Here is an 11,957-nt window from a genome sequence, read left to right as displayed (position 1 = left end):
GCCTCATCGGGGGCAAGCCCCCTCCCACCTTTGACTGCGTTTACAAAGTTTGATGCGTGAATAAATTCAAAATGCGGGAGAGGGCTTGCCCCCGATAGGGCCAGCCCAGCCAGTGAAGATCACACAGATGGAAAGTGGATCTTGAACGCCGCGCCACCCAGCGGTGAATCTCCCAGGGTCAGTCGCGCGCCGTAGCTTTCTATGATGTCCTTGACCACCGCCAACCCAATCCCCTGCCCCGGATGCTGGCGGTCCAGCCGCTCGCCCCGTTGCAAAATCCGCGCGCGCTGATCTGGCGGCACGCCTGGTCCGTCATCTTCTATGCACAACTCAATGCCTTCGAGGTTCTCGACCAGACTAACGCGCACTTCACTCAGGCACAGCCGATAGGCGTTTTCCAGCAGGTTGCCGAGCAATTCGAGCAAGGCACCCTTTTCGATCGGCACATCGCAGGCGTGCGGCAGTTCAAAGGACACCCTGACACCCTTGTCACGGTAGACCTTGCCCAAGGTATCGCACAGGCTTTGCAGCACCGGTTCCAGGCGCACTTGATGGCGCACCAGGCCGCTTTTGCGCAAACTGGCGCGCTGCAACTGGTAGCTGATCTGCTGGCTCATGCGTTCGATCTGCGATTGCAGCACCCAGGCCTGATCGCGGTCTTCCGGGCGCTTGGCCATGTCTTCACTCACGCCTTGCAATACGGCGAGCGGGGTTTTCAGGCTGTGAGCCAAGTCATCGAGGGAGTCGCGGTATCGCGTACGTTGTTCACGCTCACTGTGCAGCAAGCGGTTGAGGGAGCCGGTAAGGCGCAGCAATTCACGTGGGTGTTGTTCGGACAGGCTTTCGCGGGTGCCGCCTTCGATCTGGTCAAGCTCCTGACTCAGCCGCCGCAGGGCTTGAAGGCCCCAGGTCAGGCCCAGCCACAGCAACGTCAGCAGCACCAGTAACGCCGCGCCGAAGCCCAAGTAGAGGTTTTCGCGCAGGCCTTCGAGGGTCAGTTGGTATTCGCGCACCGGTTGCAGGGCGACGATACTGAACGCCGCGCTCTTGCCGCCGAGCAGCTTGACCTCCACGTCATAGACGAAGAACTCCTGGCCGTCCGCTTCGCGAATCCTGGCGAATTCATTGCCTCGCCCGTCATAGCGCGGCTTGTAGTTGATATTTTCTTCCCGGGTAGCCCTCGAGCGCCACACCAAGTGGCCTTCGCGGTCGTAGATATAGCCGAGCAGACGGCTATCGGTCAGGTTGAAACGTTCGTCCGGCAACTGCGCAGGCATCAGCAGGCGGTTGTTTTCGACCCGCGCGGCGGAGATCAGCGTCGTCACGTCCGACGCCAGGCGCTGTTCGATGGAGTCCTGCAGCGCCAGACTGAAAGCGCCCTGCATGGCCGGCAACAAGCCCAGCATGAACAACACGGCCAGGGTCGCTGCCGCCAGCATCAAACGCACACGTAACGAGCGGATCAACGGCAGCGCTCATTGAACAGGTAGCCCAGGCCACGCACGGTGTCGATCGGCTTGAACCCTGTGGGGCCTTCCAGCTTGCGGCGCAGGCGGCCGACCAAGACTTCAATGACGTTTGGATCGCGCTCGTCGTCGTCGGGGTAAAGCTGTTCCATCAAGCGGTCTTTGGCGACAACTTGCTGGTGGTGGCGCATCAGGTATTCAAGGATGCGGTATTCGTAGGCGGTCAGCGCCAGGGGCTGTTCGTCGAGGGACGCTTGCTTGCGGTTGAGGTCCAGCAGCAAGGGCCCGGCAACGATAGTCGATTGGGTGAACCCGCTGGAGCGGCGCAGCAAGGCGTTCATGCGCGCCTCCAACTCTTCGAACTGGAATGGTTTGACCACGTAGTCGTCAGCGCCGGCGGCCAGGCCTTCGACCTTGTCCTGCCAGTTGCCGCGCGCGGTGAGGATTAGGATCGGAAACGTTTTGGCCTGGCTGCGCAGTTGGCGGATCAGGTCCAGGCCGCCCATGCCGGGCAGGCCCAGGTCGATAATCGCCAGGTCATGGTTGAATTGACCGACCTGGTAAAGCGCCTCTTCGGCGTTGGCCACAGCTTCGACCACGTGGCCGCTGTCGGTCAGGCGGGTAAACAGGTGATGACGCAGCAGCGCCTCATCTTCCACCACCAGCAATTTCATAAGGCTCTCCAAAGCAAATCAACTGTCCGACAGAGGGACATCATAGCGGCCCTGCAGGTCTTGCGGGCGCAGTTTAATGCCATTGAACTGGCCACTCAGGTGCGCGTAACCGGTGCGGTAGGCTGGCTGTGGGGTAGCAAGGCCCAGGGACTGGCCCCAAGGCGTAGGCTGACTGCTCGCGTCTTCGAAACTGACACGTTGAATCAAGGTGCTGGTTTTCTTGGTTTTCTCGCGGCCGAATGCGGCAAAGTCATCATCAGAGGCCTGGACCCCTGCGGTAGCACTGAGCATGGTCAACGCCAACATCAGCTTTTTGATCGCAGTCATGGTGTTACCTCATACGCGTTTGGCTGTTGGGGTCAGCCTACGCAAAAGCCCCTGAACTCCCCCTGAACAGGCGGTGCGCCGCAGCGGGCTATCCTCTGGCGCCTCAACTCGGCAAAATACCGGCCATGAATCTTCTGCCCGCTTGCTGCACACCACTCGACGCCCATTGGCCACTGCCCGAACCATTACCGGGAACAGTGTTTCTCGGCACTCACTTCGACCCGGCATTGTTGGCAGCCGCTGATTTCCAACGCTGCGCAGTGCCGGCACCGGCGAGCATCCAGCGCTCAGTGGCCAAGCGCCAAGCCGAGTTTCTGGCCGGTCGCCTGTGCGCCCGCGCCGCTCTGCAACACCTCGATCAGCTTGACTGCATCCCGGCTATCGGCGAAGACCGTGCACCGGTCTGGCCCGCGCACATCAGTGGCTCGATCACACACAGCACCGGGCATGCCGCGGCGATTGTCGGGTACAAGGCGCAATGGCTCGGGTTGGGGATGGACCTGGAAAATGTACTCACGCTGGAGCGCGCGGAGCGTCTGGCCGGGGAAATTATGACAGCCGACGAGCTGCAGCGTATGGGCGATGTGGCGCGAGAGCAGATTACCCTGCTGGTGACGCTGACGTTTTCGGTCAAAGAGAGCCTGTTCAAGGCGCTTTACCCAATTGTGCACAAGCGCTTCTACTTTGAGCATGCCGAGGTGGTGGAGTGGACCGAGGCCGGGCATATAAAGCTGCGGCTGCTGACTGACTTATCGGATGAGTGGTGCCATGGCAAAGAGTTGGTTGGGCAGTTTGCGGTGAATGATGGGCAGCTCTTGAGCCTGGTGAGCATCAGCGCCTGATAGGTCAGGTTTTATCCTGCCCCCTCGGCCAACTCAAACTGAAACACGCCCCACCCAGGTTGTTGCTCTTGCTGATCAATGCGCGCCCGCCGTGCCAATAGATGATCCGCCGTACAATCGACAAGCCCAGGCCATGGCCCCCGGACGCTCGGGTGCGGCTGTCGTCGAGCCGCAGGAAGGGCGTAAAAATACGCTCCCAGGCGTTTTCCGGCACACCGGGGCCATCGTCCTCGACATCGATTCGACAGCGTACCTGACCCACCTGATAACTGATCAGCACTTGGCTCTGCGCGTGGCGCATGGCATTGCTCACCAGATTTTGCAGGGCACGGTGTAAATAGCGGGGTTCGGCGTCGACCCAGGCGTTATCCCAGTGGGCCGATGACAAGCAGATACCCCGCGCCACAGTCACCTGTGGGCGCAGTGGCGATAATTCGCCAATCACCTGATCAAGCAACGCATCAAGGTCCACTCGCTGAAAACTCAGCTCGGGTGCGCCCTGCTCCAGCCTGGCGTAGGTGAGCATTTCATCCACCAGGCCATCGAGGTCCTGGATATCGCTGTCCATGCCTTCCAGGTACTTGCGCCGGGCCTCTGGGGTAGCAGCGTCGCCGATCATCTCCAATCCGAAGCGCAGGCGCGCTACCGGCGTGCGCAGTTCGTGGGACACCGCACGTACCAGTTCGCGCTGAATCGCCAGCAATTGCTGCAAGTGCTCAGCCATGCCATTGAAGGCCGCGGCGAGGCGACCCACCGAGTCCGCTCCCCGGGCCGGCACGCGCACTTCCAGATTGCCCTTGGCAATGCGTGTCGCGGCCGCCTCCAGGCCACGCAGCCGGCGCTCAAGCTGACGCACCAGCAGATAGACGATCAAGCCGATCAAGGTAAGGCCAATCAAAGCAATCAGGACCAGCCACTGCACCGGGTACGGGTTCATTTGATACAGCGGACCGAGTTCCAGCACCCAGGGCGTACCGACAATGCCGGAGAACACGCGGATCGAGTCGCCCCCCTTGCCCAGGGCCATCACCGTATCGCCCTCCGACACGCGGCGGCGCTGGTCGTCGTCCATATCGGCCTGGTCGAGGGTCATCAGGTGCATTTCGAACCCAAAGCCCTTGGCTTCTTTTATATCCGCCAACCTTTGCGGCTGCTCGGCCACGGGGAAGCGCACCAATTCGTCAGCCAGCAGGTAAATGGTCGCACGGGCCAGTTGTTCGCTGATCTGCTGCACCTCGCCCGTCAGCACCCATTGCTCTTTATCGCTGACCAGGCGCAGAACACGGGCGGCGTGAGGGCCGGTCTGCTGCACCAGAACCTGGCCGCGTTGCAGGCTGTTGCGCTGGCTGAGGTCCAACTGTGCGTCGGTGAGGCTGCGCAGTTCCAGGGGGATCCCCAGCAAGCGCTCCCACACCGCCAAGGCACGTTGGCGTTCGATAGCGCTCATGGGTTGCAGGTTGTCGCCCATCAAGGCAAAGGTGCCATGGGCGAGGCGCTCGCGGTATTGGCCGCTGCGCACCTCGTTAAGCAGGTGCAAGGCCAGTACGCCCAACAGCGCCACCAGGATGAGGGCCGCGCACATGCCGCCGTAGATACGCAGGAAGATCGAGTTCACAGCGACATATCGGCGGCGGCTTCAGGGACGAATAAGTAGCCTTTGCTACGAATGGTCTTGATCAGACGCGGATGGATCGGATCGTCGCCGATTTTCGGGCGAATTCGTGAGATGCGTACATCGATGGACCGGTCTTGGCCGTCATAGCCGATACCGCGCAGGGCGATAAAGATTTCTTCGCGGGACAGGATGCGCCCGGCATTCGCCACCAGCAGCCACAGCAGGTCAAATTCAGCGCTGGTCAGTTCGATACTGCCGTCGTGCAGCCAGGCTTCGCGCAGGGCGTTGTCTACCACCAACGGGCCGAATTCCAGGCGGCGCTGGTTTTCTACCGTTGCGGATTCGGCGGGCTCACTGCGCCGCAGCAGCGCCTGGATACGCGCCAGCAACAGCCGGGGGCGCACGGGTTTGCATACGTAGTCGTCGGCGCCCATGTCCAGGCCCAGCACCTGGTCCATGTCGTCGGTGCGCGCGGTAAGCATGAGGATCACGCCCTCGTAGCGCTCGCGCACCTTGCGGCAGATGCTCAGGCCATCTTCGCCGGGCAGCATCAGGTCGAGGATCACCAGGTCTGGTTGCTCGGCGATGATACGCGCTGCGGCCTGGGCGCCATCGCCTTCAACCGAAACACGCAGGCCGTTGCTTTCCAGGTACTCACGGGTCAATTCGGCCAATCGCTCGTCGTCCTCGACGATCAGGATTTGCCAGGCTTCTTGCTCCATGCGCTACCTCGATTCTAATTATTGTCATGTACGGGAAGCACAATACTGCCTCTATTGAAGGCCGATTGTAGCCATGCCCCAACCCTGGAACACAAGCCGGTAAATCCATTCGGTGATCGCGTTTTTTTGTGGTAGGGTTCGCGCCCTCAAAAATCCAACCGGCTGTTTTTATATTGGAATATTCGGTGACAAACGGCCGAATCCAGCAGTACTGCGGCCTACACGGGCGTTCCACGTTTCATACACATTTTACCCACAGCGTTATCCACAGGTCGTGCGTTGCTAAGCCCCCCAAAACGCATTATCTTGTACCTCGGCGCTAAAAAAACCCTACATGTAGGGTTTTGAGCGAAAAGACCCAACACAAGTCAGACAAGAAACTCAAGCCCTTTCTTGCTCCTGTTTGGTCGAACCCAAGCATTTTTTGAAAGCCCAAACCGCTCAAGCGGATGGCAGCCGTTTTCAAGCTCCAATAGCAGAAAACGGTACGGGTGTTGCAGTGCTTGAACCTGGCAACTGTCACCCACCAGGAATACGGCCAAGGGCATTAAAGCCCCGAACCGAAGACTTCGGCATGGAAGCGGCGCGAACAGCCCCCCTTCCTCCTGTCCCGAAGTTGTTATGCCAGGCCAACGCCTGCTGTAAGTGCTTCAGGACGGAACGGTGGGCACCGTGATGGTGCCCAAATAAATATAGAATGTGGAGACAACCCCCCATGCAAACCGACACAACTCGCGAGAACCCGCAGGGCTCCGTGCCGCTGGCAGCAGATTCGAATATGGATCTGTCCGCCACTGCACCAGGGCAACTGCGCGTGATCAAGCGTAACGGCACTGTCGTTCCTTACACCGATGACAAAATCACCGTCGCCATCACCAAAGCGTTTCTTGCAGTTGAAGGCGGCACCGCTGCCGCTTCGTCGCGCATCCACGACACCGTTGCCCGCCTGACCGAACAAGTCACCGCGACCTTCAAGCGTCGTATGCCGTCGGGCGGCACTATCCACATCGAAGAAATCCAGGACCAGGTCGAACTGGCCCTGATGCGTGCCGGCGAGCAAAAAGTTGCGCGCGACTACGTGATCTACCGTGACGCCCGCTCCAAAGAGCGCGCCGTGCGCTCCCCGGCCGAAGAAGCCGCCGTACAAGCTCACCCGTCGATCCGCATCACCCTGGCCGACGGTACGTTTGCACCGCTGGACCTGGGCCGCCTGAACACCATCATCACCGAGGCCTGCGAAGGCCTGGAAGAAGTCGACGGTGACCTGATCCAGCGCGAAACCCTGAAGAACCTGTACGACGGCGTGGCCCTGACCGACGTCAACACCGCCCTGGTGATGACCGCCCGTACCCTGGTTGAACGCGAGCCGAACTACTCGTTCGTGACCGCGCGCCTGCTGATGGACACCCTGCGTGCCGAAGGCCTGGGCTTCCTGGGCGTGGCCGACAGCGCCACCCACCACGAAATGGCCGACCTGTATGCCAAGGCCCTGCCTGCCTACGTCGCCAAGGGTATCGAGTTCGAATTGCTGAACCCAATCCTGGCCACTTTCGACCTGGAAAAACTCGGCAAGGCGATCAATCACGAGCGCGACCAGCAGTTCACTTACCTGGGCCTGCAAACCCTGTACGACCGTTACTTCATCCACAAGGACGGTATCCGCTTCGAACTGCCGCAAGTGTTCTTCATGCGCGTAGCCATGGGCCTGGCGATTGAAGAGAAGCACAAAGAAGACCGTGCGATCGAGTTCTACAACCTGCTGTCGTCCTTCGACTACATGTCGTCGACCCCGACGCTGTTCAACGCCGGCACCCTGCGTCCACAGCTGTCGAGCTGCTACCTGACCACCGTGCCGGATGACCTGTCGGGCATCTACCACGCGATCCACGACAACGCCATGTTGTCCAAATTCGCAGGCGGCCTGGGCAACGACTGGACTCCGGTGCGGGCCTTGGGTTCGTACATCAAGGGCACCAATGGCAAGTCCCAGGGCGTCGTACCGTTCCTGAAAGTCGTGAACGACACCGCGGTAGCGGTCAACCAGGGCGGCAAGCGCAAAGGCGCTGTGTGTGCCTACCTGGAAACCTGGCACATGGACATTGAAGAGTTCATCGAGCTGCGCAAGAACACAGGTGATGATCGTCGTCGTACCCACGACATGAACACCGCCAACTGGATCCCTGACCTGTTCATGAAGCGTGTCTTCGATGACGGCCCGTGGACCCTGTTCTCGCCATCCGAAGTGCCGGACCTGCACGACCTGACCGGCAAGGCTTTCGAAGAACGCTACGAGTATTACGAAGCCCTGTCCCAGTACCCAGGCAAGATCAAGCTGTTCAAGACCATCCAGGCCAAAGACCTGTGGCGCAAGATGCTGTCCATGCTGTTCGAAACCGGCCACCCATGGCTGACCTTCAAGGACCCATGCAACCTGCGCAGCCCGCAGCAGCACGTGGGCGTGGTTCACAGCTCGAACCTGTGCACCGAGATCACCTTGAACACCAACAAGGACGAGATCGCCGTTTGCAACCTGGGTTCGATCAACCTGCCGAACCACATCGTCAACGGCAAGCTGGACACTGCCAAGCTGGAGCGCACCGTCAACACCGCAGTTCGCATGCTCGATAACGTAATCGACATCAACTACTACTCGGTGCCACAGGCGCAGAACTCCAACTTCAAGCACCGCCCGGTTGGCCTGGGCATCATGGGCTTCCAGGACGCGCTGTACCTGCAGCACATCCCTTACGGTTCGGATGCAGCGGTCGAGTTCGCCGACAAGTCCATGGAAGCGGTCAGCTACTACGCGATCCAGGCTTCCTGCGACCTGGCCGACGAGCGCGGTGCCTACGAGACGTTCCAGGGTTCGCTGTGGTCCAAAGGCATCCTGCCGCTGGACTCGCAACAGATCCTGATCGAGCAACGTGGCCAGAAGTACATTGATGTTGACCTGGAAGAATCCCTGGACTGGGCGCCGGTACGTGCCCGCGTGCAGAAAGGTATTCGTAACTCCAACATCATGGCCATCGCACCGACCGCGACCATCGCCAACATCACCGGCGTGTCCCAGTCGATCGAACCGACCTACCAGAACCTGTATGTGAAATCGAACCTGTCGGGCGAATTCACCGTGATCAACCCGTACCTGGTTCGCGACCTCAAGGCTCGCGACCTGTGGGACTCGGTCATGATCAACGACCTGAAGTACTACGACGGTTCCGTGCAGCAGATCGAGCGCATCCCGCAAGAACTCAAAGAACTCTATGCGACCGCCTTCGAAGTGGACACCAAGTGGATCGTTGACGCCGCTAGCCGTCGTCAGAAGTGGATCGACCAGGCTCAGTCCCTGAACCTGTACATCGCTGGCGCTTCGGGCAAGAAGCTGGACGTGACCTACCGCATGGCTTGGTACCGTGGCCTGAAAACCACTTACTACCTCCGTGCCCTGGCCGCAACCAGCACCGAGAAGTCGACCATCAACACCGGTAAGCTGAACGCTGTATCCAGCGGCAACCATGGTGATGACTCGGTACTCGCTGCTCCAGCCGGTCCGGCACCCGTGCCAAAGGCCTGCGCGATTGATGAGCCGGATTGCGAAGCTTGCCAATAAGCTGAGCAGGTAAGCGCCCAATAGCGCTTACTCGAAACCCCCGATCAACCCTCTGGGCTGGTCGGGGGTTTTCTTTTGCCTGCGGTTTGATCGCTCTCACGCGTGGGGACCGTTTCAAACACACTTTTCTTACATCCACAAAAAAGCCCCTCTCACGAGGGGCTTCTTGTGGAGCATTACAGCATCAGGTCATCTGAATGATGGTCTGCATGATGGTGCTCTGGGTGGAGATGGTCTTGGCGTTCGCCTGATAGTTGCTCTGGGCCTTGATCAGGTCTACCAGCTCGTTGGTCAGGTTGACGTTGGAGTTCTCCAGGGAGTTGGCCACAATCGAACCCAGGGTCCCGGATTGCGGGGTGTCGTAACCCGGCTGGCCCGAGGAGAAGGTCTCTCTCCAAGCGGTGCTGCCCGCAGGCTGCAGGCCCTGTTCGTTGTTGAAGCTGGCCAGGGAGATCTGGCCAATGGCCTTGCTCTGCTGGTTGCTGAACGTGGCGAACATGACGCCGTTGCCGTCGATTTTCAGGCCGGTGATCTGGCCGGTGGCATAGCCGTCGGTAGTCGGTGGATTGCGGTAGCTGGCCGAGTTGTACTGGGTGATATTGCCCATATTCACGGCAATTGGCCCGGCGGTCGCTTCGTTTGGCGTCCAAACGCCATCGGTCACCGATCCTGGGACCCAGCCAGTGAGCGTCAATGTCTTGCTGCTCACGCCACCGGTAACAACATCTTTAAGCTTACCGGCACCATCAAAAGTGATGGTCGATGGCACAGGTGCAGTGGTGCCGGTCGTTGTCGGCTTGGAACCATCCAGGTTACGACCATCGATCAACGTGTAGGCATTCCATTCGTTGGCGTCGGTTTTCACCATGTACTGCACCATGGCGTGCGAGTTGCCTTGGGAGTCGTACAAGGTGGTGCTGTACTGAGTGGTAAAGGTGGTGGTGTCGCTTGGGTCGAACGGCTTGTCGGTCTGATTGATCACCGGCTCCGACGAGTTCAGGTTACTGGTGGAATCCACTTTGGTGGACGCCTTCGGCGGCAGGTAAGACAAGTTCAGTTGCAGGTCGGTCAAGCCACCCTTGATGATCTTACCGTCTTCATCCGCTGCGTAGCCTTGCAGGCGCGAGGTGCCGGTGTTGTTGGTGATATAGCCGTCTTTGTCGGCACGGAACGCACCACTACGGGTGTATTCCAGCGAACCGTCGCTGCCCTTCTGCACGAAGAAGCCACCGCCCTGGATCGCCATGTCCAGCACGCCGCCGCTGTTGTTGACGTCACCTTGGGTGAACTGCTGGGACACCGCCGCCAGGTTCACACCATTGCCGATGCTGTTCTGGCCGGTGCCCAATTTGGACGCGGCGTAGATGTCGGCGAATTCCGCACGGGACGACTTGAAGCCAGTGGTCGCGACGTTGGCGATGTTGTTGCCAGTCACGTCCAATTGTTTGTTGGCCGCATAGAGGCCGCTAAGGCCGATATTAAAAGACATGTTTCTCTCCCTCTGCCGTAGTTAGCCGGCTCTATGTACCGATAGTCTGAATTTGCGACAGCTTGACGCTGCCCATGCCACCCGCAAGGTTCAGCAGCATCTCGCCACCGGTCTTGCTCAAAGTCACGCTGGTCACCGTTGCCGGCAACGAAGTGGCCAGGGCCACTGAATCGCCAGCGTCATTCTTGGTCGTGGCCGCGAAGGTGTAGGTGCCCGCTGGAGCCACCTCACCCGCATCGTTCTTGCCATCCCAGATGAAGCTCGCGGTGCCGGCGCTCTGGGCACCCATATCAATGGTGCGCACCAAGTTGCCATCTTTGTCTGTGATCTTGATGGCGACGTTGCCGGTGGCTGCAGTCACAGCTACCGAACCGTTCATGCTCTTGCTCGTATCCACCAGGGCCTTGTCGGTCTGGGTAATGATCGAACGCCCAACCAGCGACGAAGCCTGCAGCGCCTGGGAGGAGCTGAAGTTGCTGGAAATTGCATTCACCGAGTCGTTGAGGGTGTTGATGCCTTCCAGGCTGCTGAACTGGGCCAGTTGGGCCACAAATGCACCGTTGTCCTGAGGCGACAGCGGGTCCTGGTTTTTCAGCTGGGTGACGAGCAGCTGCAGGAATGCATCTTTACCCAACGACTGATTGCCGGTAGCAGCAGCAGCCGTACTCGCGACATTGTTTGTTGCAGTGCTGACCTTGGAATTGAAAAGGTCTTGGACTGCCGAATTAGTAGACGTATCAACGATGGCCATCATTTGGCGCCCCTTATCACTGACCCAGGGTCAGGACCTTCTGCATCATGGTTTTGGCGGTGTTCATCATTTCCGCATTGGTCTGGAACGAGCGGCTGGCGGAAATCATGTCGGCCATTTCCTCGACCACGTTGACGTTCGGGTAGTACACGTAGCCTTTTTCGTTCGCAGCCGGGTGGTTCGGCTCGTAGCGGGCTTCGAGGTTGCTCTGGTCTTCGACCACGCCGAGCACCTGCACGCCAGAGCCTGCTGCGCCCTGCTCCTGAAACAACGAATCGCTGCCGCCGTTCTGGCCGCCCTGGAACATGGTGGCGAAGACCGGGTGACGCGCACGGTAGGTCTGGTCAATGCTCGAAGACACAGTCTCGGCGTTGGCGATGTTACTGGCGACGGTGTTGAGACGCGTGGTCTGGGCGCTCATGCCACTACCGGCAATATTGAAAACACTGGACAGGGACATG

General features: G+C 59.6%; 10 protein-coding genes. 2 read left to right on the top strand and 8 right to left on the bottom strand.

Annotated features, from left to right (window positions below; translation table 11 throughout):
• Window positions 1–119 precede the first annotated feature (119 nt).
• Genes ACVWXD_RS02455 through ACVWXD_RS02445 form a run of 3 tightly spaced genes read right to left on the bottom strand, consistent with a single transcriptional unit; the run spans window position 120 to window position 2,467 of the window.
• Complete coding sequence (locus ACVWXD_RS02455; RefSeq protein WP_032886789.1) at window positions 120–1,466, bottom strand: ATP-binding protein; 1,347 nt, start codon at window positions 1,464–1,466, stop codon at window positions 120–122.
• Window positions 1,463–2,140 (bottom strand): response regulator, encoded by a 678-nt coding sequence (locus tag ACVWXD_RS02450; protein ID WP_032886788.1) that lies wholly within the window; start codon window positions 2,138–2,140, stop codon window positions 1,463–1,465. Before ACVWXD_RS02450 ends, ACVWXD_RS02455 begins: the two co-directional genes overlap by 4 nt.
• A gap of 18 nt (window positions 2,141–2,158) precedes the next feature.
• A complete protein-coding gene (locus ACVWXD_RS02445) occupies window positions 2,159–2,467 on the bottom strand; it encodes a hypothetical protein (RefSeq protein WP_457370641.1) in 309 nt (102 codons plus the stop codon).
• A gap of 125 nt (window positions 2,468–2,592) precedes the next feature.
• Here ACVWXD_RS02445 and ACVWXD_RS02440 point away from each other — a divergent pair, with 125 nt between their 5' ends.
• Window positions 2,593–3,309: a 4'-phosphopantetheinyl transferase family protein gene (locus ACVWXD_RS02440; RefSeq protein WP_457370640.1), complete on the top strand. Its 717-nt coding sequence runs from the start codon at window positions 2,593–2,595 to the stop codon at window positions 3,307–3,309.
• Window positions 3,310–3,313: 4 nt separating this feature from the next.
• On the opposite strand, the gene ACVWXD_RS02435 is transcribed toward ACVWXD_RS02440, so the two are convergent.
• Window positions 3,314–4,924 carry an ATP-binding protein gene (locus ACVWXD_RS02435; RefSeq protein ID WP_032886785.1) on the bottom strand — a complete coding sequence of 537 codons (1,611 nt, stop codon included), beginning with the start codon at window positions 4,922–4,924 and terminating at the stop codon, window positions 3,314–3,316.
• Window positions 4,921–5,646, bottom strand: a complete 726-nt coding sequence (locus ACVWXD_RS02430; protein WP_032886784.1) for a response regulator — start codon at window positions 5,644–5,646, stop codon at window positions 4,921–4,923. Before ACVWXD_RS02430 ends, ACVWXD_RS02435 begins: the two co-directional genes overlap by 4 nt.
• 715 nt (window positions 5,647–6,361) lie before the next feature.
• Here ACVWXD_RS02430 and ACVWXD_RS02425 point away from each other — a divergent pair.
• Entirely contained in the window at window positions 6,362–9,256 is a 2,895-nt protein-coding gene (locus ACVWXD_RS02425; RefSeq protein ID WP_032886782.1) for a ribonucleoside-diphosphate reductase subunit alpha, read from the top strand.
• Window positions 9,257–9,440: 184 nt separating this feature from the next.
• Here ACVWXD_RS02425 and flgE read toward each other — a convergent pair whose 3' ends face one another.
• The 3 genes from flgE to flgC are packed head-to-tail and all read right to left on the bottom strand — an operon-like array spanning window position 9,441 to window position 11,956.
• A complete protein-coding gene (gene flgE, locus ACVWXD_RS02420; protein ID WP_457370639.1) occupies window positions 9,441–10,745 on the bottom strand; it encodes a flagellar hook protein FlgE in 1,305 nt (434 codons plus the stop codon).
• A 31-nt stretch (window positions 10,746–10,776) separates the two neighbouring features.
• Window positions 10,777–11,496, bottom strand: a complete 720-nt coding sequence (flgD, locus tag ACVWXD_RS02415) for a flagellar hook assembly protein FlgD (RefSeq protein WP_032886778.1) — start codon at window positions 11,494–11,496, stop codon at window positions 10,777–10,779.
• A 16-nt stretch (window positions 11,497–11,512) separates the two neighbouring features.
• Window positions 11,513–11,956, bottom strand: coding sequence for a flagellar basal body rod protein FlgC (gene flgC, locus ACVWXD_RS02410; protein WP_032886776.1), 444 nt, complete (start codon window positions 11,954–11,956; stop codon window positions 11,513–11,515).
• Window position 11,957 lies beyond the last annotated feature (1 nt).

It is taken from the genome of Pseudomonas sp. TE3911 (assembly GCF_054062775.1).
This window is presented reverse-complemented; position numbering and strand designations above follow the sequence as displayed.

Bases quoted from the DNA above. Each gene is read 5' to 3' on its own strand.
- ACVWXD_RS02450 (WP_032886788.1), bottom strand. From the start codon at position 2,140: ATGAAATTGCTGGTGGTGGAAGATGAGGCGCTGCTGCGTCATCACCTG.
- ACVWXD_RS02445 (WP_457370641.1), bottom strand. From the start codon at position 2,467: ATGACTGCGATCAAAAAGCTGATGTTGGCGTTGACCATGCTCAGTGCT.
- ACVWXD_RS02440 (WP_457370640.1), top strand. From the start codon at position 2,593: ATGAATCTTCTGCCCGCTTGCTGCACACCACTCGACGCCCATTGGCCA.
- ACVWXD_RS02430 (WP_032886784.1), bottom strand. From the start codon at position 5,646: ATGGAGCAAGAAGCCTGGCAAATCCTGATCGTCGAGGACGACGAGCGA.
- ACVWXD_RS02425 (WP_032886782.1), top strand. From the start codon at position 6,362: ATGCAAACCGACACAACTCGCGAGAACCCGCAGGGCTCCGTGCCGCTG.
- flgE (WP_457370639.1), bottom strand. From the start codon at position 10,745: ATGTCTTTTAATATCGGCCTTAGCGGCCTCTATGCGGCCAACAAACAA.
- flgD (WP_032886778.1), bottom strand. From the start codon at position 11,496: ATGGCCATCGTTGATACGTCTACTAATTCGGCAGTCCAAGACCTTTTC.
- flgC (WP_032886776.1), bottom strand. From the start codon at position 11,956: ATGTCCCTGTCCAGTGTTTTCAATATTGCCGGTAGTGGCATGAGCGCC.